At 36.9% G+C, this 24,572-nt stretch carries 18 protein-coding genes; 11 read left to right on the forward strand and 7 right to left on the reverse strand.

Annotated features, from left to right (window positions below; translation table 11 throughout):
* Nucleotides 1–317 precede the first annotated feature (317 nt).
* Together ACFIMW_RS02415 and ACFIMW_RS02420 are read left to right on the forward strand one after the other, a co-directional pair.
* The gene (locus ACFIMW_RS02415) at nucleotides 318–611 is read left to right on the forward strand and encodes a YggT family protein (RefSeq protein WP_375608003.1); all 294 of its coding nucleotides are present in this window, start codon (nucleotides 318–320) and stop codon (nucleotides 609–611) included.
* A gap of 22 nt (nucleotides 612–633) precedes the next feature.
* Nucleotides 634–948: a DUF167 domain-containing protein gene (locus ACFIMW_RS02420; protein WP_375608004.1), complete on the forward strand. Its 315-nt coding sequence runs from the start codon at nucleotides 634–636 to the stop codon at nucleotides 946–948.
* A gap of 52 nt (nucleotides 949–1,000) precedes the next feature.
* Here the strand turns inward: ACFIMW_RS02420 and ppa are convergent, their stop codons facing one another.
* The 3 genes from ppa to mgtE form a co-directional block, all read right to left on the reverse strand.
* Entirely contained in the window at nucleotides 1,001–1,531 is a 531-nt protein-coding gene (gene ppa / locus ACFIMW_RS02425; RefSeq protein ID WP_375606746.1) for an inorganic diphosphatase, read from the reverse strand.
* Nucleotides 1,532–1,591: 60 nt separating this feature from the next.
* On the reverse strand, nucleotides 1,592–3,421 hold the full coding sequence (gene typA, locus ACFIMW_RS02430; RefSeq protein ID WP_375608005.1) for a translational GTPase TypA: 1,830 nt from the start codon (nucleotides 3,419–3,421) through the stop codon (nucleotides 1,592–1,594).
* 1,267 nt (nucleotides 3,422–4,688) lie between these two features.
* Entirely contained in the window at nucleotides 4,689–6,065 is a 1,377-nt protein-coding gene (gene mgtE / locus ACFIMW_RS02435; protein ID WP_375608006.1) for a magnesium transporter, read from the reverse strand.
* A 1,062-nt stretch (nucleotides 6,066–7,127) separates the two neighbouring features.
* On the opposite strand from mgtE, the gene ACFIMW_RS02440 reads away from it, so the two are divergent.
* Nucleotides 7,128–9,152, forward strand: a complete 2,025-nt coding sequence (locus ACFIMW_RS02440) for a M3 family metallopeptidase (protein WP_375608007.1) — start codon at nucleotides 7,128–7,130, stop codon at nucleotides 9,150–9,152.
* 161 nt (nucleotides 9,153–9,313) lie between these two features.
* On the opposite strand, the gene ACFIMW_RS02445 is transcribed toward ACFIMW_RS02440, so the two are convergent.
* Nucleotides 9,314–10,390 (reverse strand): SGNH family hydrolase, encoded by a 1,077-nt coding sequence (locus tag ACFIMW_RS02445; RefSeq protein ID WP_375608008.1) that lies wholly within the window; start codon nucleotides 10,388–10,390, stop codon nucleotides 9,314–9,316.
* A gap of 14 nt (nucleotides 10,391–10,404) precedes the next feature.
* Complete coding sequence (locus ACFIMW_RS02450) at nucleotides 10,405–11,664, reverse strand: lytic murein transglycosylase (RefSeq protein ID WP_375608009.1); 1,260 nt, start codon at nucleotides 11,662–11,664, stop codon at nucleotides 10,405–10,407.
* A 266-nt stretch (nucleotides 11,665–11,930) separates the two neighbouring features.
* On the opposite strand from ACFIMW_RS02450, the gene ACFIMW_RS02455 reads away from it, so the two are divergent.
* The gene (locus tag ACFIMW_RS02455; protein WP_375608010.1) at nucleotides 11,931–12,821 is read left to right on the forward strand and encodes a UTP--glucose-1-phosphate uridylyltransferase; all 891 of its coding nucleotides are present in this window, start codon (nucleotides 11,931–11,933) and stop codon (nucleotides 12,819–12,821) included.
* Nucleotides 12,822–12,860: 39 nt separating this feature from the next.
* Entirely contained in the window at nucleotides 12,861–13,853 is a 993-nt protein-coding gene (locus ACFIMW_RS02460) for an SIS domain-containing protein (protein ID WP_375608011.1), read from the forward strand.
* Between the two features lie 278 nt (nucleotides 13,854–14,131).
* Here ACFIMW_RS02460 and ACFIMW_RS02465 read toward each other — a convergent pair whose 3' ends face one another.
* Nucleotides 14,132–14,491, reverse strand: a complete 360-nt coding sequence (locus tag ACFIMW_RS02465; RefSeq protein WP_375608012.1) for a hypothetical protein — start codon at nucleotides 14,489–14,491, stop codon at nucleotides 14,132–14,134.
* A gap of 253 nt (nucleotides 14,492–14,744) precedes the next feature.
* Between ACFIMW_RS02465 and ACFIMW_RS02470 the strand changes: the two genes are divergently transcribed.
* From ACFIMW_RS02470 to guaB, 3 genes are all read left to right on the forward strand, one after another.
* Entirely contained in the window at nucleotides 14,745–16,136 is a 1,392-nt protein-coding gene (locus ACFIMW_RS02470) for a sigma-54-dependent transcriptional regulator (RefSeq protein ID WP_375608013.1), read from the forward strand.
* 390 nt (nucleotides 16,137–16,526) lie between these two features.
* Nucleotides 16,527–18,098, forward strand: a complete 1,572-nt coding sequence (locus tag ACFIMW_RS02475) for a phospholipase D family protein (RefSeq protein WP_375608102.1) — start codon at nucleotides 16,527–16,529, stop codon at nucleotides 18,096–18,098.
* Nucleotides 18,099–18,255: 157 nt separating this feature from the next.
* Complete coding sequence (gene guaB / locus ACFIMW_RS02480) at nucleotides 18,256–19,755, forward strand: IMP dehydrogenase (protein ID WP_375608014.1); 1,500 nt, start codon at nucleotides 18,256–18,258, stop codon at nucleotides 19,753–19,755.
* 176 nt (nucleotides 19,756–19,931) lie between these two features.
* On the opposite strand, the gene ACFIMW_RS02485 is transcribed toward guaB, so the two are convergent.
* Nucleotides 19,932–20,078, reverse strand: a complete 147-nt coding sequence (locus tag ACFIMW_RS02485) for a hypothetical protein (protein WP_375608015.1) — start codon at nucleotides 20,076–20,078, stop codon at nucleotides 19,932–19,934.
* A gap of 515 nt (nucleotides 20,079–20,593) precedes the next feature.
* On the opposite strand from ACFIMW_RS02485, the gene ACFIMW_RS02490 reads away from it, so the two are divergent.
* From ACFIMW_RS02490 to ACFIMW_RS02500, 3 genes are all read left to right on the forward strand, one after another.
* On the forward strand, nucleotides 20,594–21,880 hold the full coding sequence (locus tag ACFIMW_RS02490) for an RsmB/NOP family class I SAM-dependent RNA methyltransferase (protein WP_375608016.1): 1,287 nt from the start codon (nucleotides 20,594–20,596) through the stop codon (nucleotides 21,878–21,880).
* A 132-nt stretch (nucleotides 21,881–22,012) separates the two neighbouring features.
* A complete protein-coding gene (gene guaA, locus ACFIMW_RS02495; protein ID WP_375608103.1) occupies nucleotides 22,013–23,569 on the forward strand; it encodes a glutamine-hydrolyzing GMP synthase in 1,557 nt (518 codons plus the stop codon).
* Between the two features lie 170 nt (nucleotides 23,570–23,739).
* Entirely contained in the window at nucleotides 23,740–24,462 is a 723-nt protein-coding gene (locus ACFIMW_RS02500; RefSeq protein WP_375606759.1) for a glycerophosphodiester phosphodiesterase, read from the forward strand.
* The last annotated feature ends 110 nt before the right edge of the window (nucleotides 24,463–24,572 follow it).

Consider the following 24,572-nt stretch of genomic DNA (forward strand, 5'->3'; position numbering starts at 1 on the left):
TAAAAACGGCCTTTTAAAGGCCGCTTTTAGTTTGTTTGTTTTTTATAATTAATAATTAAAACGATGAGATTTAAGATTAATCCTATAAGGGATATTCAGATTTTTTGCCGTTTCTTCTATTTTATGTGCTATTTTTAATTTTGATATTTGTTTTCTAACTGCATCGTCATTAAATAGAGAGATGAAGAATTTAGATGTCTGGTTTTTATTCAAGAAAAAAGAGTATTGAAATATAAAACCATTTTTTGATACACAGGCCTGCTTTAATGAAGGTTTTCTATACGCTCTTCTGTTTCCTTGATTGAAAGGGATGACGCATGATTTATGCATTGCTTCGAACGATTGATTTGATTTTTGAGATTTATATTGATATTCTAATTGCTAGTGTTGTTTTTTCTTGGCTTTATGTCTTTAATATCATAAATTCACGCAATCGCTTTGTTGTTTTGATAGGAAGCTTTCTATATCGTCTTACAAATCCCGTTCTAAGCCGTATCCGGCAAATTTTACCAAATTTGGGAACAATTGATATTTCACCTATTATAGTGTTCGTTATTATTTATTTTATTCGTACTTTTATGTGGCGTGTTTACGCAAACATGTATGTATAGAAATGTTACTTGAGGCGAATACATGTTTTATCAAGTTGATAAAAATAACTTGATTTTGTTTGTATATCTCATTCCCAAATCATCTGTTGACAAAATAATAGGGGTTGAATGTAGGGATGGTGAAAAGCAATATCTGGTTATACGCCTTCGTGCTGTTCCTGAAGATGGAAAAGCGAATAAAGCTCTCATTAAATTTCTTGCGAAGCAGTGGAAAATCCCATCTTCTTCTATTTCCCTGAAAAGCGGCGCAATATCTCGCTACAAACAACTTTACTTTTCAACACATTTAGAAGAGCTACAACAGATATGGCAATCCTTTAGAGATTGTATCTCGTAGAAAAAATAAAGAACAAAGCCTATTTTTTATAGGCTTTATTTTATTAAAATCGTTATACTTTTTTATTGCGCTCAACAGCTTGCTTAATTAATTCATGAGCAAAGTTTTTATCACGCCATCCTTCAATTTTAGCCCATTTTCCAGGTTCCAGATCTTTATAATGCTTGAAGAAATGTTCAATTTGTTTGAGTGTAATCTCGGGCAGATCTGTATAGTCATGAATATTGATATAGCGTTTTGTTAATTTTGTCGTGGGAATGGCAATAATTTTTTCATCTTTACCACCATCATCTTCCATCATTAGAGCTCCGATGGGGCGAACATTGATAACACAACCAGGTATAAGTGGACGGGTATTACAGATAAGGACATCAATAGGATCACCATCATCTGAAAGCGTATGAGGGACAAAACCGTAATTTCCAGGATAAACCATCGATGTATGAAGAAAACGGTCAACAAATAATGCACCCGACTTTTTATCCATCTCATATTTTATTGGCTGACCACCAAGAGAGACTTCCACAATAACGTTAATATCTTCTGGTGGATTTTTGCCTACGGGTATTTCCTTAATATTCATAGAGACATCCTTTCTGGAATATAGTGAGGCTCAATACAATTAAATATTTTACCAAAGAGATTATGAAATTAACTTGAAATCACGTGTTTTTTCAAAACGTTTACGTTCATTGGGATCAAGATAGAGTTTGCGGAGACGAATATTTTTAGGGGTTACCTCCACAAGTTCATCATCTTGTATCCATGATAAGGCACGTTCTAATGTCATTTTAATGGGAGGCGTTAACTTTACCGCTTCATCTTTTCCGGAAGCGCGCATATTAGTAAGTTTTTTTCCTTTTAACACATTAACTTCTAAGTCATTATCGCGTGAGTGGATGCCAATAATCATACCTTGATAGACTTTCACACCTGCATCAATGATCATAGGTCCACGATCTTCAAGATTAAAAAGAGCATAAGCAACAGATTCACCGTTGTCATTAGAAATCATAACACCATTAACGCGACCAGCAATGTCTCCTTTATAAGGTTCATAAGCATGGAAAAGGCGATTCATAATTGCTGTACCACGTGTGTCCGTTAAAAGTTCAGATTGATAACCAATAAGTCCTCTAGTTGGGGCGTAAAAGACAAGGCGGACACGATGACCTCCAGAAGGACGTAATTCTACCATTTCACCCTTACGTTCAGACATTTTTTGTACAACAGTACCGGAATATTCTTCATCGACATCGATAACAACTTCTTCGATTGGCTCAAGAATTGTTCCATTTTCATCTTTTTGCATAACAACACGTGGACGTGAAACACTAAGCTCAAATCCTTCACGGCGCATATTTTCAATAAGAACTGCAAGCTGTAATTCTCCTCGTCCTGAAACGTAGAAAGAATCTTTATCGGCTGATTCTTCAATTTTAAGAGCGACATTGCCTTCTGCTTCTTTTAACAATCGGTCACGAATGATACGACTTGTTACTTTATCGCCTTCAGTTCCTGCAAGGGGGCTATCGTTGACGAGAAAACTCATCGTCACAGTAGGAGGATCAATTGGTTGGGCAGTAAGGGGTTCATTAACCGTAGGGTCACAGAAAGTATCAGCGACGGTACCTTTTTGCAGACCTGCAATCGCAACAATATCACCAGCACTTCCTTCTTCAATAGGTTGCCGTTCTAGACCACGAAATGCTAGAATTTTTGAAATCCGCCCAGTTTCTAAAAGTTTTCCATCTTGTCCCAGAACCTTGACATTTTGATTGGGTTTTAGAGAGCCGGAATGAATACGACCTGTAATAATTCGTCCCAAAAACGGATCCGCTTCAAGAATAGTTCCAATCATGCGGAACGGACCTTCTGCGACGCTAGGGGAAGGAACATGCCGCGTTACAAGATCAAATAAAGGACCTAATCCTTGATCTTTTGGTCCCTCGGGGGCTTCAGCCATCCATCCATCGCGTCCTGAACCATAAAGAATGGGAAAATCAAGCTGTTCATCAGTTGCGTCAAGAGCAGCGAAAAGGTCAAAAACCTCATTAATAACTTCATCAACGCGTGCATCAGGTCGGTCAATTTTATTAATAGCAACAATAGGGCGCAAACCTACTTTCAATGCTTTGCCAACGACAAATTTTGTTTGTGGCATTGGTCCTTCAGCTGCATCAACAAGGACGATGGCTCCATCAACCATATTGAGGATGCGTTCAACTTCTCCACCAAAGTCAGCGTGTCCTGGTGTATCAACAATATTAATTCGAGTATCTTTCCAAACAACAGATGTCACTTTCGCTAGGATTGTAATTCCGCGTTCTTTCTCAATATCGTTTGAATCCATCATACGTTCGCTTGTACGTTGATTATCACGGAAGTTTCCTGATTGCTTGAGAAGCCCGTCTACAAGCGTTGTTTTCCCATGGTCAACGTGGGCAATGATGGCAATGTTACGCAATTGCATAAATTTTCTTCTTTTCGTTTAATGAAATTTCATTTGAAGCAAAGTCTTTACATTCTTTGCCTGATTATTAGAAAACCTTTTACATGTTTTTTTATAATTTTGGAAGATGGAGGCAATATTTTTATGGCAAAACTATTTATCCAAGTCTTTAAGGCTCTATTGAGCTTCAATTTCTGAAGCTTCGTAAAAGTTTTTTATAATACGTATGTTCTATTCTCGAGCTAAGAATTATCCCAAAAATCACAGTCAATTTGATTTTTATCAATATGACACAAGAAGTTTATATGAATTCTTGTAAGAGTAAGTAAGTATAAAGCTAGCGGTATTGTTGTTGTTTTGCAAAGAGATTGATAAAAATCCGGAATATCTCTCAATCCATAGCCAATTTATTGACAATTTTACAATATTTTTATTCTAAATAAAGCTTTTTCTTATTCAATAACTTGTCAATCAAAATCCAGATCTAATGCAATCGTGTATTTGAGGTAAATATTGAGACGATTAAAAATTTTATAAGAAGTTCTAGCTTTTGTATGCCAGATTAGGGCAAGAGTTATATCTTTTGATTTATTTATGAACCCGGAATACAGTCTTATTTAGAAAGAATATGAAGGTATCCAAAGAAAATTCCCATTTTTGCCGTTAATCCAATTTATGATTTCAAAAGCATCTAAAGTAATATTTTTTAAACCATGGAGATAGTGCATTGCCTTACACTTTTTTGTTAATTGCATTCTCTAATAGGAGTATGCTTTTCATGCCAAACAGAACACTTTAAACAGAATATACTTTTTGTTGCATATTCATGTACTTAAGAGAGATCGCTTAATGTACACTACATCCATTCCATGATAGGGCTCATAAATGATATAACATACGCGAATAGTATACTATTAACGCCTTTGTGAAGAAATATAAAGCTTGTTGAGTATCATCATTATTATTCTTTCTCAGCTGTCAATATTGCGCCAGTTTTTGATACGAGAGAGAGATGATATAAGAAGTATTTTATTTTTTCTTGAATAGTTTTTAGCCATACACCGATCTCGTTTGTGACTGGCAAGAAGATGACTTTAATCGATTTAATATGAGAAGCTTTATGATGAGGTGAAATTACGCTACTCGGAGCTGTTATTCAAAAAAAATAATAAATTATCTATAGAGCGGTGCGCTAGAAAAATAAATAATAAAGCTTATTCTCTTATGGAAAGAATTTTAGGTTACATGACAAGATTTTTCCATAAGTAAGAGTTTTTACTTTACATGTTTAAAGGAGAGTTCCTGACAAAATGAGGGAAGCTACAGAAAAATAGATTATAATGCCCATGACATCTACTAAAGTTGCCACAAAAGGAGCAGAAGCACTTGCTGGATCAAATTTTAAACCTTTAAGAATAAAAGGCAACATAGATCCAGAAAGAGAACCAAAGGTAACGATTCCAACTAAAGCTGTACCCACTGTTGTCGAAATAGCAATCCAATGTTGGCCATAGTCGTAGATACCCAGTTTTTGCCAAAGAGCAATGCGCGTAACACCAATAATTCCGAGTAAGAGACCAAGGGATAATCCTGTTGGAATTTCACGAATAATAACTTTCCACCAGTCTTTTAATGTGAGTTCACGTAAAGCCAATGCACGGATAATAAGGGATGTAGCTTGTGAGCCGGAATTTCCTCCTGAGCTCATAATGAGAGGTATGAACAGTGTAAGAATAATCGCTTTTTCGAGTTCTGTTTCGAAATGCTGCATAGCGCTTGCTGTCAGCATTTCACCGATAAAGAGTAAAGCGAGCCACCCGCCACGTTTTTTCATCATTTCAGGAAACTTAATTTGCATATAGGGCTTATTAAGCGCTTCCATACCCCCAAATTTATAGGCATCTTCATTCATCTCATCGACCATAGTATCAAGCACGTCATCAACGGTTACAATGCCAATGACATGGTTACTTTCATCAACTACAGGCACAGAGAGAAGATCATGGCGTTGGAAAAGGCGTGCGATATCTTCATGATGTGTGAAGGGCGATATTGTAATGGGTGAGTCATGGGTAGGGACATTAAGAATTTGTTCATCAGGTGAGGCAAGAATAAGGTTACGCAGTGAAACAGCTTTGAGAAGAGTACCTGTTTTAGGATCAATCACATAGCTGGTATAAACTGTTTCACGTGTTCGCTCGACTTCACGAATGTGATCCAAAGTTTTTTGTATGGTCCAGTTTGAAGGAACTGCTATAAACTCTGTTGTCATGAGTGCCCCTGCTGTATGATCAGGATAACTGGTAAGTTTTTTAAGTTCCGCACGTGTTAAGGGTTTAAGCAAGGCATAAAGCCGTGTACGGGTTTCTTTATTTATTTCTTGAAAGACGTCTGCAGCAGCATCTGCAGACATGCCATCAAGAATTTCAACCGCACGATTTATAGGGAGAAGTTCTAAAATAGCAGCAGGTTGCTCAAGCTCTGGTTTATCAAAAAGTTCGATAACATAATCAAGAGGTAGAAGACTAAGAATAGTGACTCGTTCCATGATATCGAGATCATTGATGATATCAATAGAGTCTGCAAAATGCTGATTTTTTAATTTTTCAGCGAGAGCTTCAGGAGAAAAATTTTTGAAGTCGAAGGCCGTTTTAATTTCAGTCATGATAAAGTACCTCCTGAAGAGTTGGGGAGTTGTAAATCTAAATAATAGATGAGATAAAAACAAAAATTTATGGAAGATTTGAAAAAAACCTCCCCGACTATATTTTCAATTGTTAATATTTTAAGTTAAAGTCAAGGATAAATTATCAGTTATGAACAAGTTTCTGAATCACTGAAACGAGAATACAGCTTGATTGGAGGATAATATGAAGGCGTAAATGTAAAAATCAGTTCCCATTTTTACCTTATTATGCCGTCAAACACCGTTGTTTAGAGCGGTGATATAAGGCATGAAAAGCTTTACATATTAAGTGTTTTTAGATATCGCAATCCGTATTCAGGGCAGGGGCTTATCTGTTGCGCTTATGAAGTAAACTGCATGAGTGGTTAGCAGGTAGAATCCGCCGAGATAAGCTGGACTGTTGACAGTCCAGAGACTGGTAGGAACCTCCGTTCTTGTAATGGGGCAACGTCCCTTCACGTAAAACAGAACGCCATTGTATTGCAGTTTCACGCGCTTATTTTAAGAAATATCTCTCAAAGAGCATTCAAGCCCATTTCACGACGGCGCTTGTGAAGGGTATAAAGGTAAATGCATTGAACACTTCCATCTTTATGCTTATGAAGGATCAAACCAGTACCATCACAACACTTTGCTAGCTTGTAGGTGTTCTTAGCATTTAAGATGGTTCATAAGAGCTATTTTTATTCCTTTCTTATTACGGCTTTTACCCACACGCCAGCTCCGCTTGTGATGTACAAGCAAGTGATTTTGATTGATTCAACATAAACAGGTCTGAAATGAGAGAATCTTACGATCTTAAGGTTTTTTATTCAATATATAAAAACGATAAATTATTATTATAAATCAATATGTTGTTTCATAAGCGTGGAAATTCTTATTTTTATTTATCTCCTGAAATTAAAGGTACTTTTTATTTTTTACTTCAATAGAGCTTTGACAGGTAGTTTTGAAACTCACAAAATAGTTTTAGTATATTATCAATTTGTGTCGTAAAGATAATGATTACAGCCTAAATTTATAATGGAGACATAAAGTATTATGACAAAAGAAGCCGTGCTGAATTGGAAGGGATTTTCAGGTCTTCCTGATTTTTTTTCTATAAATGATGAAGATTTTAAACCCGCTTTTGCACAGGCACTTCAAGAAGCCGAAGAAGAACTAGAAGCGATTGCGATGGTGCAAGAACCACCAACACTTGAGAACTTTTTGCAACCTTTTGAGCTTTGTGGCAAAGCGCTTGATCGTGTCTGTTCAATATTTTTCTTACGCACTAGTGCTCATACGAATGTATTAATTCAACAGCTAGAGCAAGAGTTCGTTGTAAAACTTTCTCGTTATTCTTCAAAAATGATGATGGATGCGCGGATATTTGCGAAAATAGATATGCTTTATAAACAGTCGCAACAGGAGACATTTGAGAATGAAACAACACGTGTTCTTGAATTATGGTGGAAAAAGTTTGTTTGTCATGGTGCAAAATTAGATGAAAAAGCGAAGAAACGGCTTGTAGAAATTAATGAAAGACTCGCTTTTTTAAATGCTACTTTTGGGCAAAATGTCTTAAACGATGAAGCTGAATGGATTCTATTTTTAAAACAAACAGACTTATCTGGTTTACCGGAAGATCTCATTGCTTCAATGAAAGAAATTGCGTACGAAAGAGGCAGTGAAGAAGCCTATGCATTAACACTAGCACGCTCAATTGTTGAACCTTTTTTAAAATTCTCTGATCGTCGTGATTTGCGTAAAGTTGCATTCCAAGCTTGGGCTAAACGTGGTGAAAATAATAACAAGAATGACAATCGAACCATTATTTTAGAGATTGTTGCGCTTCGAGATGAGCAAGCTAAATTATTGGGATATAAATCTTTTGCGGATTTAAAACTCGATAATACTATGGCTAAAAGTGTTGATTCTGTTATGAATTTGCTTATGCCTGTATGGGAGCGAGCAAAAGCGAAGGCTTCTACTGAGCAAATTGAATTACAAAATTTTGCCAATAATCAGGGAAGCAATGAATCTTTAACAGCTTCGGATTGGCGTTATTATGCTGAAAAACTTCGCACTGAAAAGTTTTCTTTTGATGGCGCTGAAATTAAATATTATTTTCAACTTGATCATATGATTAAAGCGGCTTTTGGAGTAGCAGAAAAACTCTTTGGCATTACATTTGAAGAAAAAAATGCTGTTGCACTTTGGCATCCTGATGCACGTTTATGGGAAGTAAAAAAATCTGATGGAAGCTTACTTGGGTTTTTCATTGGTGATTATTTTGCACGTTCTTCAAAACGGTCTGGTGCGTGGATGAGTAGTTTGCAATCACAACATAAATTGGAAGGCGGACAAAAGCCCATTATCTACAATGTTTGTAATTTTGCTAAACCATCCAAAGGGGAGGTTGCTCTTTTATCTCTTGATGATGCACGTACGCTTTTTCACGAGTTTGGGCATGCATTGCATGGTTTGCTTTCTGATGTTGTATGGCCATCTGTATCGGGAACATCGGTTTCGCGTGATTTTGTTGAGCTGCCTTCTCAACTTTATGAACATTGGTTAACTGTACCAGAAGTATTAAAATCTTATGCTATACATGCAAAAACAGGGCTTCCTATGCCACAAGAGTTGATAGATAAAGTTTTAGCAGCACAGACATTTAATGCTGGATTTTCTGCGGTTGAATTTATCTCATCAGCTCTCGTGGATATGGCTTTTCACCAAGGAGAAAAAGTCACTGATCCAACAGTGTTTGAACGCCAAGAATTAGACAAGCTGCAAATGCCTGATACAATTATTATGCGCCATCGTCCTCCACATTTTACGCATATATTTTCAGGGGATGGTTACGCCGCTGGTTACTATTCTTATATGTGGTCGGAAGTGCTTGATGCTGATGCTTTTCAGGCTTTTGAAGAAACGGGAGATGTTTTTAATTCAGAGCTTGCTAATAAGTTGAAACGTTTTATTTACTCTGCTGGGGGAAGTCGTGATCCAGAGGAGCTTTATAAAGCTTTTCGGGGACGGATGCCTTTACCAGAGGCAATGATTAACAAACGTGGATTGTAAGATATAACGGCATGGTGCTAACCATGCCGTTTTCATATTCTTCGCAAAGATGTAGTTGCAATTTATGCAAATTTTCTCTTCATTATAGCTATGTAAACAGTGTTTTTATCTTATTCGCTTTTTGTTTATAGGGGAAATAGATTTTGTATTTTAAATAGACATTATGGGAAAGAAAAATTATCAGCTCGATCTTTTTGATGTCCATTTGGTGGAAACCATGATTTTTCTATAAAACTTGATTTTTTCCTGCCTATGAGGTGGGTGTTTTGTTGTACCATATCATTAAGGCTCATTGGAGGCTGACGCATAATATTACTTGGCTCTTGATTCTCTGATTCTTGTATAAGTTTTTTAATAACTTGATCGGTTGAGTAAGAATTTTCATGAGAAAAGGCATGAAAATTTGAAATATTTTTCAATGGCTTTTCTAAATAAGCAGCAAGTTTTTTCTTTCCTTCAGAAGTGAAATGCATGCCATTATTGGTGCGCAATTTGGTCATTTTTCCATTAATATCATAGCCTGAAAAAGAAAAGTTTCCTTCTTCATCACTAAAGCCACTCCAGATATCAAGAAAATATCCTCCTGCTGTTTCTGTTACTTGTTTGTAGAGCGCATTAAAAATTTTCATTTTTTGTGTCAAAAGGTTATTTCCAAAAGAAGGTTGACCTATCCATATCCACGATTTTCCAGAGGCATGAAGACTTTCAGCAATTTCGATAATTCTTTGTTTGTAGATGTGCATCCATTCTGATTGATCTGTGTTAATCGTGCTATGAGAGTCTATGATGGGTTGATTATCATTGGCCCCGATCATCATGATAATGACATCGGGGTTATTTTGATTAATGAGTTTAGAAATATTGCTTTGCCAAGAATAATAATCAGTTCGAACTAATCCGGAAGCTGGCATTGTGTTGTTCATAATAACGATATCACTATTATCTATAAAAAACTTCTTAAGTGCATCGGCAACAGCAGAAGCTGTAAAATCTCCTATGACAAGAATGCGCTTTGCGTTCTCATTTTTTAGCTTTTGTATGTTTTTTTGTGTTACGATCTTTTTTTGCGGCTTGTTTATTTTTTGTTCTATAATTTGCGGTGGTTGTTGCGTCTGTTTGTTATGTTGTGACAACCATTTGAAGAAGTTCGTTGCTTTACTTGGGGATGGTTGTATGATCCCCACAATAGAAAATGAAAACAGTAAGAATATCAAGTATATAAGACGCAAAAGAGACAAGACCTTATTCTCCATTATTGTTGGCGAAGGAGAAAAAGCACTTGAGATGATGGATATCCATTTTCTTTTAGACCGTAATGCAGCTGAAAAGCTTTGATTGCTTTGCGAGAGGCTGTTCCGATTTGTCCATCAATATCTCCTTTATAATATCCCAATGCACTTAAGCGAGATTGCAGTTCTTTACATTCTTGGAAGGTAATAGGCTGAAAAGGTCTTTGCCAATCATGCACTAATCCAGGCCGTCCAGCAATGCGATCAGCAAGAAGGGCAACGGCAAGAGCATAACGATCTGCATTATTATAACGTTTTAGAACAAAGAAATTTTTTGTGACTAAAAATATAGGTCCTTTTTCTCCATCTGGATATTTTAACATTGCTTGTTCAGCTAATGTAGGAAGAGGATGCCCATTAGCGTATTTTACACCTAATTTTTTCCATTGTTCAAAGGAATACCAGCCTTCAGGAAGTTTTTTTCCCTGCGGCACTTTTACCTCTACTCCCCAAATAAGATTAGGTTGCCAGCCATTTTTGTGAAGAAGATTAGCAGCAGTAGCCAGAGCATCTGGAACAAAGTTCCAGATATCACGCCGTCCATCTTGATTTATATCAACAGCATAGGCGAGATAACTGCTTGGAATAAATTGTGTATGTCCCAATGCTCCGGCCCAAGATCCAGTGAGTTGAGAGCGTTTAATTTCACCACTTTGTAGAATTTTCATAGCAGAAATAAGTTGTGTATGTGCGTATTTTTCGCGTTTTTTATCGGCATAGGCTAGGGTTGCAAGCGAGCGAATGGTATCATGCATGACACTTTTATTGGCTAAAATTTTTCCATAATTGCTTTCCATTGACCAAATAGCAAGCAGAATATTACGGTCAACACCAAAACGTTCTTCAATTTGAAGAAGCCATTTATTCCATTTTTTTGCTTGGCGCCGTCCTTCTATAATAGCAATATCATGGACACGATTATCGAAATAGTTCCATGAAGGAGCAATAAATTCCGGTTGGTATGCGGCGCTTTTTAAAACTTCTGGATCAATGGCATTAATGTCTTTAAATGCCATATGAAACGTAGAAGGGCTAATATTGTGAGCAATAGCTATTTTTTTAAACTCTTTAATCCAGTGTTTAAATCCGCTATCCGCATGTGAAAATGATGCAAAAAACATTAAAAAAGCAGACAAAAGAATGGCAGAGCCAGTGACAAGGGGTCTCCAAGCTATTGACTTCTCTAAAAAAAAAGAGAAACTCTTCAATTCTGTTTTTTGCATTTTGAAATCCCCATTAATATTCAATTCATTAGATGTGCAATAACTTTATTTTGTATTTAGTTTAATCGATAATATGATCAAGAATAGGAAAAAACTGAAATAAATAATTCGTTTTAATTCCTTCAATAAATTCTCAGATTCTTTTTACATTTTTGATTGCCTATTATAATGATAATCAAAACAATAAGATATCTTTTTTACCATTTCGTAAAAACATATGATAAATAAAACAAAAAAGTTATATGAATTCATTGAGGAGGGTGAGTGTGCGTAAAATCCGGAAAGCAGTATTCCCAGTAGCAGGTCTTGGTACGCGTTTCCTTCCTGCGACAAAAACGATTCCTAAAGAAATGCTAACAGTTGTTGATAAACCTGTTATTCAATATGTTGTGGATGAGGCGAGGGAAGCTGGTATTGAGCATTTTATTTTTGTGACTGGACGCAACAAAGCAGTCATTGAGGATTATTTTGATGCGCAAGTTGAATTATACACGACACTTGCTGAATGTGGAAAGAAAGAAGATCTTGCAAACTTATACCGTTTACAGCCATTACCAGGGTCAACTTCTTTCACTCGGCAACAGCAACCTTTGGGATTAGGGCATGCTCTTTGGTGTGCGCGTGAATTAGTTGCAGGGGAACCTTTTGCTTTATTATTACCCGATATGTTGATACAGGCGAAAAAGGGCTGTCTTTCTGAAATGATGAGCCTTTATGAAAAAACAGGTGGGGGAAATATTATAGCAGTTCAGGAATGCGATCCTAGAGAAACACATAAATATGGTATTGTTGGGAAAGGCAAACAGATTGCAAATGGTTTTGAAATCACAAAAATGGTAGAGAAACCAGCACAAGGAACGGCACCATCAAATTTGTACATCAATGGACGTTATATTTTGCAGCCAGAAATTTTTAATATTCTTTCCACTCAAGAACGAGGAGCAGGAAATGAAATTCAATTAACAGATGCTATGATACGGCTTTCAAATGAGCAAGATTTTTGGGGGTTGCAAGTAAAAGGGCGCACTTTTGATTGCGGTTCTAAAGCTGGTTTTATTGAAGCCAACGTTGCATTTTCTTTAGCACGCGCTGATATGCACAGCCACGTTTCTGCTTCATTGAAAAATTTACTAGAAACCATTAATGTTGAAAAGTGATATAGATCTCTCACTTAATTTTATTGATCGAATTTGATTATGACAATACCGTCTCCTCATATGGCTTTGCAAGGTGCAGTAGCATCAGCGCTTAAAACACTTGCGAGTGAAAAGCAGGGGCTTGAAGCTCTTGAAAAAGCTCTTCTGGAAAGTCTTTCTTCTTCTTTTGAAGCGGTTGTTCAAACTATTAGAAATGCGCGTGGACATGTGGTCATTACTGGTCTTGGAAAAAGTGGTCATATAGGCACAAAAATTGCAGCAACCTTAGCCTCAACTGGAACACCTGCCTTTTTTGTGCACGCTGCAGAAGCCAATCATGGTGATCTTGGTATGATTGGATCTGATGATGTTATTCTTGCTTTATCATGGTCTGGTGAAACTCAAGAGTTAAGTGGTATTATGAGCTATGCTGCACGTTTTCGTATCCCTCTTATTGCAATGACATCAAATGAGCATTCTGTGTTAGGACGACAAGCTGATATTGTGCTATTATTACCAAAGATAGAAGAGGCTTGCCCCCATGGTTTAGCCCCTACAACTTCAACAATTATGCAATTGGCAATGGGAGATGCATTAGCGGTTTCTCTTTTAGAAATGCGTGGTTTTACCGCAACGGATTTCAAAATATATCATCCTGGTGGTTCTCTTGGTGCAAGCCTTAAATACGTGTGTGATATTATGCATGAGGGTGATAGTATTCCTCTGGTTATGCAGGGAACAGCTATGACTGAAGCGATGAATGTTTTGGTGGAAAAACATTTTGGTTGTGTTGGTGTTGTGAATCAAGAAGGTGAACTAATCGGAATTGTAACTGATGGCGATCTTGCACGTAACATTCATTTTAATTTATCAAAATTTAATGTTGACGAGGTGATGACCAAAGCTCCTAAAGTTGTAAAGCCAAATACACTTGTTGGTGCAGCAACAGCTTTTATTAATGATCATCAGATTGGTGCATTTTTCGTGGTTGAAGATAAAAAACCGATAGGAATTGTCCATTTTCATGATCTTTTGCGTATTGGTGCTGCTTAGATTAAAGTTCCCTACCAAATAAAATGTTATTTTAGCTTAAAATAGATTGAATGATACAAAGTCACAGTTTTATTGTGATACGGTTTTGCTGATGTTTTGTGGAAGAAAATGAGTGTTTTACGCATTTCATAATGTTTAGAAAATTCTACGGATAGAGATTGTATCAGTTTCTTTACGTATTTGAGAGAAAATTTCCTGTCAGGAGGAGAAAGGAACACCTCCTGCTTAATGTATGTATTTTGTCTATCTTATAAGAAAAGCTTTACTTTATATTTTGTCTAAGATTTTCGTTTAAGAAAAAATTGTGCTCCTGTATGTGAGGTGCAGAGAAGTTGTGTGGAGTCATATGACATTGTACAATTGACTCTAGAGATTGTTCCACGAAGAATAGAGCGTATTTCAATTTCTATATTTTGAGCATTGAGATAATTATATGCTCCTTCTGATAGCTTTTCTTCTGTATCTGCTGCATGTGTTTCAAAAACACCATTATGAAAAGAAGAAATAATACCATTCTCGTCAACCCATTTTCCATCAATTCCTGTTGGCATATTTGGGTTATAATACTGCGAAAAGCTACAAGCACTTAATAGGAAAGTGGTGATTGTAAGACATAAAATATGATAGGTATGTTTCATTTATTGCACTCTATTTAGATTATTTTGCTCTCTAGTTTCTATAACATTATTAAATTATCCCATGAGTCAATATGAAAAATTTGATGAAAATCAATGAAAAAGCAAAAAAATAGAAAAAAATGCCTTAATGTTGTATTTAATTAACAGCTTAATGAAGTTCGTAAGTGAAACACAAAAGGTGAAATATTTCTTATGGTTTACAATAATTTTTACATTAAGCTGCTGAGTGGTCTCAAAGGAGATTATTGACATTATGGTTGGTCCCATTCTTGTTGCGAGTGAAGATTATGGAAGACGTATAGAGCTTTCTGCTATGCTCCGAGGTTTTGGCTACCGTGTCATTGAAGCAGAAAATGGTCTCCGTACGATTGATCTTTTACACAGGCGTAAAAACATTGTGCTTGCACTCCTTGATGTCGTTATGAGTGATTTGAGTGTGAGCGATTTGATTAAAATGATTAGAGTTGCTGGTGTTTCTATTCCTATTATTGTTATAGCACAGCAAGAAAATCAGGATTTACTCCAGAGAGCTCTAGCAGCTGGAGCGATTGATTATTGGATTCATCCAGTAACATTATTACGCGTAAGAGTTACGTTGGATATTCTTGCTCTTATTTCTGCCTTGAAGCATGAGGTTCGAGATATTCAACGAAAAAAAGAGAATCATTTACGATTTTCTGACCTTTGTATGAAAAGTAAAGCTATGCAGATAGTTTTAGAACAATCGAGAAAAGCAGCGAATTCTTTGCAAAATCTTTTGATAGAGGGTGAAGTTGGAACAGGACGTGAGACATTAGCTCGGATTATTCATCATGAGGGTTTATTCTCAGAAGGCGTTTTTATTCGCTTTCAATGTTCCGCCATTGTTGATCCAGAGGAAGAAAATCAGCAATGGTTTAAAGAATTCCTACCGTTGGTTTCTTCGCTTGAAAAAGGGACACTTTGCCTTTGTGATATTGATAGACTTGAGCCCATACAGCAAAAACGGTTTGCGCATTATCTTAAAGAAAGGGAAAAGAATACAAAAGGAGAACTTTTTCCTTTTCGGATCATTGCTATTTCAACATCGCGTTTAAAGGACTTGGTTAAAGAGAATTTTCTTTTGCATAGTTTGTTTGAACAATTTTCTCATTTGTCTATTAGCGTTCCTGCTTTACGAGAATTAAGGGATGATTTTCCAGAGATCACACAACATTTGATTGATCGTATTATCGTAGAAACAGGGCGATCACATGTTCATGGTTTAGCAGGATCGGCTCTTTCCTTGCTTATGCAGTATGATTGGCCTGGTAATAGAAATGAACTTGAAAAATTTTTATTTCGTGCGATTTTACTCAGTGAAGGACCTTTATTAACGGTTCGAGATTTTCCTCAATTAATGGGAAATTCGTTAATGAATGTTCCCAATATCATTGAAGGTAATATACAAGAAGATGAAGATAATGAACAAGAATCGATCCAATTTTTGAATACTGATGGCCATGTGCGTACTTTTGCAGAAATGGAACATGATATTATCGAGAAAGCGGTTAAACACTATAAAGGACATATGAGCGAAATAGCGCGCCGCCTTCATATTGGTCGCTCTACACTTTATAGAAAAATGGAAGAATTGAGAGCAATAAGAAATCAAGAACGGAAGTGAAATTCATAATAAACATGATTTTCAAAAAAGATGAAGTGGCTTTTGATAAAGTCCGTAGGGAGACTTAAGAAAATGATCATTTATTGTAAAGTTTATGTAGTGAGGATGGTTTTATAGATTTAAAGCAAGTATAAATTTTATTTGACATTTTATCTTTTGTTTCAATTTATACAATTTTAGTTAAGTTTGCATTTATTAAAGCTGAGAGGCATTTTTTAAGTGTTGAGAGATTAAAGCTAAAATTTTTACATCATGAATATTAAATTTATACTCTCTTAAGCAAAAAGTGGCATTTTATCTGCTACACGATTAAGATAAAATGATTAGTATTAGGATTGTTGTTTGTATCATTGGTAATGCGCTAGCTTGAAAATAGAAAGTTTATCCTCTTTGACTCTTTTACAGATTGTTATTGGTTTTATTCTCTTTTTTTTTGTTGCGTCTATGTTGGCAATCTATACATATGGGCGTTTTGTGAAAAGTGCTAAGGGACAATGTTCGTATGCGTTGCCTATTAAGAGAGGTGAAACCAAGCTTGATCGTATCGTCAGTCAATTAGGTGAGGAAGAAAATGGATTGGGGGTTGATAAAGATGCCCTTTCCCTCATCATCAGCAATTTGGATGCGTTTTGTGTTCGTGCAATAGGGGCTGCAGAAGCTGGGCGTAGCCTTGATCTGATGTATTATATTTGGGACGATGATTTAACGGGGCGCCTATTATTAAGTGAAATAGTTGAGGCCGCTGATCGGGGTGTTCGGGTACGGCTTCTTTTGGATGATATTAATGCTCAGGCACGTGATCCAGCTTATATTGCGCTAGATAAACATCCTCATATTGAGGTGAGAATGTTTAATCCAGGGCGATCGCGTAAAGGTGGTTTACGGCGTGGTTTAGAAATTATATTACGGGCAATTACTGTAACACGTAGAATGCATAATAAAGCTTTTATCGTTGATGGTAGGGTTGCTTTTGTCGGAGGGCGTAATCTTGCAGATTCTTATTTTGATGCTGGTAAAGAATCTCATTTTCGAGATTTAGATTTGATGTTAATTGGTCCCTCTGTTAAAAAGGTGGAAAGTATCTTTGATGATTTTTGGAATAGTGCTGTTGTTTTACCAATTCATACTTTGGTTGTTCCTAAAAGCGCAAGTGATCTTAGCTATTGGAGAGATAAATTACGAAAATTTCGGGATTCCAAGGTTGCAAAGGTTTATTTAGATTATGTCAAAGAACACATTAACTTTAGTTGTTTTATCCAAACAGGAAAGCGGTTATTTTTAGCAGATAAAGTTGTTGTTCTTTCTGATCCTCCAGAAAAAGCATTGCGTAAAAAAGCAAGTAATTGGCTTATGAAGGCACTCTCAAAGGTTATTGGAAATGCTCAAAAAACGGTTCAGATTACGTCACCTTATTTTGTTCCTGGCAAAGTCGGTACGCAGAATTTTAGTAATTTGGTTTCAAAAGGTGTTGATGTCAAAATTCTGACAAATTCCTTAGCAGCGACTGATGTAGCATTAGTGCATGGTGGTTATGTCCCGTATCGTAAGGCACTGTTGAAAAGTGGTGTTAAGCTTTATGAATTAAAAGCGGAAGGCACTTCCCATGGATTACGATTGTTTCGATCCAGTAAGGCAAGTTTACATGCCAAAGCTTTTTTAGTTGATCATAAAACAGCTTTTATTGGATCTTTAAACTTTGATCCTAGATCAGCGGCGTTAAATACAGAAATGGGCATTCTTTTTGAATGTGCGCCCATTACAGCGAGGTTAGATTTGTTATTTTCTGAAGAAACGACGAGGGAAATGAGTTATCATCTTCGTCTTGGTGATAATAATCGTATTTATTGGGATTTTATTGAAAATAAAAAACAGTATAGCATTGATTATGAACCAGAAAGCAATTTCTGGCGTCGCGCATTTGCAAAAATAATAAGTTGGCTACCCATCGAATCACAATTGTAAATTTTTATAAACCATGAAAAGATATTTATTTTTCTTTTCATTTTGTTTGTAGCATGGCATAATTTTTTGCCAATCTACCATGTATGAGAACCGCAGTTGTATTTTAAAGCTCCTTGCGGTGTTTTATTATAATTTTTATTATAAAAGGAATTTTGCTATGGCAAAGATTGTTGAAACGGGGACAGGTGCATTAGCACTGACTTTTGATGATGTACTTTTACAACCCGGTCATTCTCTTGTTATGCCTAGTCAAGTGGATCTCAGTACGCGCATTGCAGCTGATATTAAGCTCAATTTGCCATTGCTTTCCGCTGCAATGGATACGGTAACGGAATCGCGTTTGGCAATTGCTATGGCTCAAGCTGGTGGTCTTGGGGTTATTCATCGTAATATGTCTCCTGCAGAGCAGGCAGAAGAAGTCCGCCAAGTAAAAAAGTTTGAATCTGGTATGGTTGTTAATCCAGTTACAATTGGACCAGATGCAACACTTGAAGAAGCAAAAGCTTTAATGCGCTCTCATGGTATTTCCGGTATTCCGGTTGTTGAAAATAGTGTTAAAGGTGAGACAGCGGGGCGACTTGTTGGCATTTTAACCAATAGAGATGTACGTTTTGCATCGGATCCCAAACAAAAAATTTATGAATTAATGACGCATGAAAATTTAATCACAGTGCGTGAAAATGTTCAACTCAATGAAGCGAAGTATCTTTTACATCATCATCGTATTGAAAAATTATTAGTTGTGGATGAACAGAATCGTTGTGTCGGACTGATAACAGTTAAGGATATTGAAAAAGCAAAATTAAATCCAAATGCTGCTAAAGATTCTCAAGGGCGCTTGCGTGCTGCAGCGGCTAGTAGTGTTGGAAATAATGGGATTGAGCGTGCTGAACGTCTCATTGACGCAGGTGTTGATGTTTTGGTCATTGATACAGCGCATGGACATTCTCAACGTGTACTAGAAACTGTTGAACGAATTAAAAAGATGGCTTCCTCTCCAGCTATTATTGCTGGGAATGTCGCAACTGCTCAAGCAACGCAGGCATTGATTGACAGTGGTGCAGATGCGGTAAAAGTTGGTATTGGTCCTGGCTCTATTTGCACAACGCGTATTGTTGCTGGTGTTGGTGTACCTCAACTTGCAGCCATTATGAATGCTGCAGAAGTTGCTGAAAAAGCAGGCATTCCCATAATTGCAGATGGTGGGATCAAAGCATCGGGTGATTTTGCTAAAGCTTTAGCGGGTGGGGCTTGTGCAGCGATGATTGGTTCTCTTTTGGCGGGTACAGAAGAAAGTCCTGGTGAAGTTTATCTTTATCAAGGTCGATCTTTTAAAGCCTATCGCGGTATGGGATCTGTTGGTGCTATGGCACGAGGATCGGCAGATCGCTATTTTCAAGATGACGTTCATGATGAACTTAAGTTGGTTCCTGAAGGTGTGGAGGGGCAAGTGGCCTATAAAGGTCCTATAGCATCAGTTCTACACCAGCTTGCTGGTGGACTACGTGCTTCGATGGGCTATGTGGGTGCAAAAGATCTCGTAGAGTTTCGTGAAAAAGCAAAGTTTGTTCGTATTACAAATGCGGGACTCCATGAAAGTCATACGCATGATGTTTCTATCACTCGGGAGAGTCCAAACTATCGTGGGCCTGTTTGAAGAAATAAGAGTCTAGCATCATATTGCATAAATATAAAATCTTCCGAGAATAAAAAAGAGAGGCTGTTCTTCTTTCTGTTTGTGATTTGGAATAAAATCCTAAAAGGAAAGAATTAGAGACTAAAACTCTAATTCTTTCTTCTAGACTATGTGAAATAAGTTATATAAAATTAGAATTAACTTTTTGTTGTCTTCCGCCCTGTCTTTGACGCACGTTGGCGAGTGTTCGTCTGATCACTTTGAACGGATTTCTTTCCATTGTTTGAGGGCATTGTGTTCTGACGACTTTTAGATGAAGTTGTTTTTCCATTATTATAAGTCATTATTTTCTCCTTTTAAATTTCCTGGCAGTTGCCAGTAGAGTAAAAACGGTCATGCCAAATAGTGGTTCCAAGCATTTTCTAAAAAGTTAATTTTTTGATGAGCGTCAGATGAACTTGTTTAATTTTATGAAAATATTTTTTCTATTTTTTCAGAAGGATAGCCATCAAAAGATGGGAGATATTTGCTTTTTCTGTTATTCAGATAATCTTCGTAAATTTTATTTTACACAATGATAGAGAGGTTGTTTTTTGCATAATACATGGCGGAAATAAGTTCTTTATGGATGGCTACGTATCTTTTAGTATAAGAGGTAGAAGGAGATAATAAAGCGAATGGGTAGAAGATGAAAGAACAAATATAGATACTCTAAATTGGGTTTTATAAAAAGTTTGATCAGATAATTTTAATATTGAATGTAAATTTTTATGGCTTTGAGAAGGTTTCATTGGCAAGAAGAAGATAATATTATTTTTTTAGATGATTTAAAATTTTATTATTTTAATGGGAGAAATGAATGCGATTAGGTGGGCGTTTGCAAGCAGCAATAGATATTCTCAAAGAGATAGAAATGAAGCATCGCCCAGTAGGAGAAGCTTTAAAGGATTGGGGTCTTTCTCATCGCTTTGCTGGAGCAGGTGATCGTGCAGCCATTGGTACAATCGTTTATGATGTTTTAAGACGACGTTATTCTTTACAATGGCGTATGGAGAGTGATGATATCCGAGATATCGTTTTTGGTGCCTTATTAGATTCTGGAAAAATGACGCTGGAGCAAATTGACGGTGAGTTGGCAGAAGATCGGTTTGCACCGCAGTTATTAGGGGCTAAACAGCGTAAATCGTGGCAAAGTCAGCAATTAGTGGATGCTCCAGACTATATTCGTGGTGATATTCCGCAATGGTGTCAAGCGCATCTGCGTCCTTTATTTGGTGATAATTGGATCACTGAAGCGGCTGCGTTAGCAACGCGTCCTTCTTTAGACCTACGGGTAAATAACCTAAAGGCAACACCAGAAAAGGTGCTGAAAGAATTAGCAAAAACCAAACTTAAATCTTTTCCATGGTTTGGGCAAGCTTTAAGAATTGCACCGATTGAAAAGTTTAATCGTCATCCCAATGTTCAAGTGGAACCAGCTTTTCAAAAAGGATACTTTGAAATACAGGATTTAGGATCTCAAATTGTTGCTCATCTTGTAGAAGCGCAAGAGAGCATACAGGTATTAGATTATTGTGCAGGTGCTGGTGGAAAGACATTAGCTTTAGCTTCTGATATGAACAATCGTGGGCAAATTTATGCTTATGATTCTGATAAAGCACGCCTAGCTCCTATTTTTGATCGTCTTCGACGCGCTGGTGTTCGTAATGTCCAAGTACGAGCACAAAAAGAAGAATTGAAGCCATTAATAGGCCAGATGGATAGAGTTCTACTAGATGCACCATGTAGTGGGACAGGAACATGGCGTCGTCGTCCAGATGCGAAATGGCGTTTAACATTAGAACAGGTGAAACAACGCCAAACAGAACAGAGGGATATTTTGAATGAAGCGATAGCTTATCTTAAGCCAAATGGGCGCCTAATCTATATTACCTGTTCTCTTTTTACAGATGAAAATGAGGAACAAATTTCCCATTTCCTTCAACAACATTCTCATTTTTCTCCAATAGATATGCCAGCGCTTTGGCAGAAACATTTTAGTTTTTCTCCTGTGCAACCAGTTTTTTCAAATTATGGACTTACTTTGTCGCCGGCCACAACACAAACAGATGGGTTCTTTTTATCTGTGTTGCAAAAAAAACATTGATCCATATTTTTACACTTTTTATCATAAACTTTACGAGAATAATCTTTTTCTTAAGAAAACAGGCTTGTGAAAAGAGAAAGATTGAATCATAACTCTCATGAGTTTTCTTTTACAATTGTTGATTGGTTTTCTATGAGCATATCACATCCAGACACTGTTCTTATTATTGACTTTGGTTCACAAGTTACACAACTTATTGCACGAAGGGTACGAGCAATGGGAGTGTATTGTGAAATTACTCCTTTTCAATTGGCTTTAGAAGCTGTGCGCCGCATAAATCCTAAAGCTATTATTTTATCAGGGAGTCCTTATTCCGTTATTGATGAGGGCTCTCCGCGTGCTCCAATGGAAATTTTTGAGGCGGGTGTTCCGATTCTGGGTATTTGCTATGGTGAACAAGTCATGTGTATTCAGCTTGGAGGAAAGGTTGAAGCTGGACATGAGCGTGAATTTGGGCGCGCTTTTTTGGAAGTTCAAGAAGAGAGTGCCCTTTTTGGTGGAGTGTGGGAAAAAGGTTCTCGTTATCAAGTATGGATGAGCCATGGTGACCGTGTGGCAGCTTTACCAGAAGGTTTTCGTGTCATAGGAACCTCAAAAGGTGCTCCCTATGCGGCTATTGCTGATGAGAAAAGGCATTTTTATGCGGTACAGTTTCATCCTGAAGTTATCCATACACCAGATGGTACAAAACTTTTGCAAAATTTTGTTCATAAGATCTCTGCTATTAAAGGTAATTGGTCAATGGCTTCTTATCGTGAGCAGGCAATTGCGACAATACGACAAACAGTTGGGAAAAGTCGTGTGATTTGTGGTCTTTCAGGGGGAGTGGATTCATCTGTTGTAGCGGTACTCCTTCATGAAGCCATAGGAGATCAACTGACATGTATTTTGGTAGACCATGGGCTGATGCGCAAGAATGAAGCTGAAGAAGTTCTCACGCTCTTTCGTGATCACTATAATATAGAGCTTATTCACGTTAATGCTGCTGATGTGTTTCTTAATGCTTTAAAAGGTGAGACAGATCCAGAAAAAAAACGCAAAACAATTGGTCGCCTTTTTATTGAAGTTTTTGAAGAAGAAACGAAAAAAATAGGAGGTGCAGAGTTTTTAGCACAAGGAACACTTTATCCAGATGTCATTGAGAGTGTGTCTGCTATTGGTGAAACGGTAACCATTAAAAGCCATCATAATGTGGGTGGACTACCAGAACAGATGAAGATGAAACTTGTAGAACCGTTGCGTGAGCTCTTTAAGGATGAAGTTCGCTCGCTAGGGCGAGAGTTAGGGCTACCGGAGCAGTTTATTGGTCGCCATCCTTTTCCAGGTCCCGGCCTTGCAATTCGGTGTCCAGGTGCTGTAACACGTGAAAAATTAGAAATTTTACGCGAAGCAGATGCTATTTATCTTGAGGAAATCCGTAAGGCCGGACTTTATGATGAAATTTGGCAAGCTTTTGCTGTTCTTCTTCCAGTTCAAACTGTTGGTGTTATGGGGGATGATCGCACTTATGAATTTGTTTGTGCTCTTCGCGCTGTCACATCTGTAGATGGAATGACCGCTGATTTTTATCCCTATGATATGGCATTTTTAAGTAAGACAGCAGCACGTATTATTAATGAAGTTAGAGGAATTAATCGTGTTGTGTATGATGTAACCTCAAAGCCTCCTGGTACCATTGAATGGGAATAATTGAAATGAAGGATAAGCCTTTTTCAGAATAAAATATGACTGAGGGTTTGATATTCAGAAAAATGTAGAAAAAATATTTAAAAATTATTGTGCATTTTCATGTTGATATAAGTCTTTATCTGAAAATCTGTACGTCAATATATTGAAAAGTGAGAAGTATGAAATTTTGCATGTCTGAGAAAAAAATTGTTGCACACCGTGGAGGAGCTCATCTTTATCCTGAAAATACCCTTTCGGCATTTAATAATGCTATAGCGTTAGGTGTTGATGAAGTTGAATGCGACGTTCATTTGCTAAAAAGCGGTGAGGTGGTTGTCTTTCACGATTTTCATCTAGACCAATTGGTTGGCAAAAAGGGATATATTCACGACATTGATAATGAAACACGCAAACAACTCTGCGTGAAAGGTAGCCGAGAAGCACCTCCTTTATTAGAAGAGGTGCTTGATCTTCTAGCACCAACGAATGTTGCGTTACATATTGAAATCAAAACATGTGGTGAAGTGGAGCGTGAAACAATATTATCTCAAAAAGCGCTTGCGCTCATAAAAAGCCGCAATTTAACAGAACGGGTTTCTGCAATTAGTTTTGATCCTTTAGTTCTTCGTCCTTTTATTGAGGCAGGAATACCATCTGGTCCATGTGTTGATAATTTTGAAGGTGATATGCACCGTCATTTTTCTGAATGGAAACAATTGGGGTATACTGATCTAAGTTTAAATGGCTCTATTGTTACACAGGATTTTATTGAATCAGCTCTTGAGGCTGATTTTATTGTAGGGGTATGGACAATTAATGGAAAAGCTCGGTTATCACATTGGCTTGATATGCCTGTACATTATATTACGACAGATCAACCTGATCTTGCATTGACATTGCGAGCACAAAGGTAAAAAATATATACCTTATAAAAGAAATCCTTGTACCTTCATAAAGCGAGCTTAATGGAAGAAAACAAGAAATATTTTTTTACACGTAACAATAACACATTAATTTATAATGA

The organism is Bartonella sp. AC329YNZD, assembly GCF_042196685.1.
In the GTDB taxonomy this organism is placed as follows: domain Bacteria; phylum Pseudomonadota; class Alphaproteobacteria; order Rhizobiales; family Rhizobiaceae; genus Bartonella.

What these genes read in the sequence shown, in the direction of transcription:
- ACFIMW_RS02465 (WP_375608012.1), bottom strand. Translation starts at nt 14,491, where the DNA reads ATGAAACATACCTATCATATTTTATGTCTTACAATCACCACTTTCCTA.
- typA (WP_375608005.1), bottom strand. Translation starts at nt 3,421, where the DNA reads ATGCAATTGCGTAACATTGCCATCATTGCCCACGTTGACCATGGGAAA.
- ACFIMW_RS02450 (WP_375608009.1), bottom strand. Translation starts at nt 11,664, where the DNA reads ATGCAAAAAACAGAATTGAAGAGTTTCTCTTTTTTTTTAGAGAAGTCA.
- ACFIMW_RS02470 (WP_375608013.1), top strand. Translation starts at nt 14,745, where the DNA reads ATGGTTGGTCCCATTCTTGTTGCGAGTGAAGATTATGGAAGACGTATA.
- ACFIMW_RS02415 (WP_375608003.1), top strand. Translation starts at nt 318, where the DNA reads ATGATTTATGCATTGCTTCGAACGATTGATTTGATTTTTGAGATTTAT.
- ppa (WP_375606746.1), bottom strand. Translation starts at nt 1,531, where the DNA reads ATGAATATTAAGGAAATACCCGTAGGCAAAAATCCACCAGAAGATATT.
- ACFIMW_RS02440 (WP_375608007.1), top strand. Translation starts at nt 7,128, where the DNA reads ATGACAAAAGAAGCCGTGCTGAATTGGAAGGGATTTTCAGGTCTTCCT.
- ACFIMW_RS02420 (WP_375608004.1), top strand. Translation starts at nt 634, where the DNA reads ATGTTTTATCAAGTTGATAAAAATAACTTGATTTTGTTTGTATATCTC.
- ACFIMW_RS02490 (WP_375608016.1), top strand. Translation starts at nt 20,594, where the DNA reads ATGCGATTAGGTGGGCGTTTGCAAGCAGCAATAGATATTCTCAAAGAG.
- ACFIMW_RS02500 (WP_375606759.1), top strand. Translation starts at nt 23,740, where the DNA reads ATGTCTGAGAAAAAAATTGTTGCACACCGTGGAGGAGCTCATCTTTAT.
- ACFIMW_RS02485 (WP_375608015.1), bottom strand. Translation starts at nt 20,078, where the DNA reads ATGACTTATAATAATGGAAAAACAACTTCATCTAAAAGTCGTCAGAAC.
- ACFIMW_RS02460 (WP_375608011.1), top strand. Translation starts at nt 12,861, where the DNA reads ATGACAATACCGTCTCCTCATATGGCTTTGCAAGGTGCAGTAGCATCA.
- mgtE (WP_375608006.1), bottom strand. Translation starts at nt 6,065, where the DNA reads ATGACTGAAATTAAAACGGCCTTCGACTTCAAAAATTTTTCTCCTGAA.
- guaA (WP_375608103.1), top strand. Translation starts at nt 22,013, where the DNA reads ATGAGCATATCACATCCAGACACTGTTCTTATTATTGACTTTGGTTCA.
- guaB (WP_375608014.1), top strand. Translation starts at nt 18,256, where the DNA reads ATGGCAAAGATTGTTGAAACGGGGACAGGTGCATTAGCACTGACTTTT.